1 protein-coding gene is annotated in these 509 nt (G+C 36.7%); it reads left to right on the top strand.

Translation table 11 applies throughout. The annotated features are described in order from the left end of the window. Nucleotides 1–223: 223 nt before the first annotated feature. Nucleotides 224–509 (top strand): lysozyme (locus tag ACFIKO_RS09590; protein WP_375673954.1); only part of this gene is annotated, 286 nt, incomplete at its 3' end.

Below are 509 nucleotides of genomic sequence, written 5' to 3' on the forward strand. Positions count from 1 at the left end.
TCTTTGCCATCAGAAGTAAGGTAGTGACGTATTTCAAACATGATGTATATTCGTTTATAAACGAATATTTGTCAAGAAAGAAATTAAAAGTTGAGAAAAAATCTTCTTTTATTCCAATGAAAAAGTGACATGAAGCTTAACCAAGCTATCTTTCCGAATGAGAAAGATGTCAATTTTTTAATCCAGCTCTGCTTTTTGCGGAGCTTTTTTTATGGAGAAGCATATGCGAAAAATATCATCAGAAGGGCTAGCACTTATCAAACAATGGGAAGGCTTGCGTTTAAACGCCTACAAAGATACCATTGGGGTGTGGACAATAGGCTATGGACATACAAACAATGCTGGAAAGCCTTTTGTTTATGAAGGCATGACCATCACGGAAAAGCAAGCAGAAGAACTTCTTTGCCAAGACTTAAGACAATTTGAAAATGCCGTTGAACGCGCTGTTACAGTTTCATTAACAGATGAACAATTCGCGGCGTTAGTGTCGTTTTGCTATAATGTAGGAA

Origin of the sequence: Bartonella sp. TS82HLJMH (assembly GCF_042193495.1) — a bacterium.
In the GTDB taxonomy this organism is placed as follows: Bacteria; Pseudomonadota; Alphaproteobacteria; order Rhizobiales; family Rhizobiaceae; genus Bartonella; species Bartonella grahamii.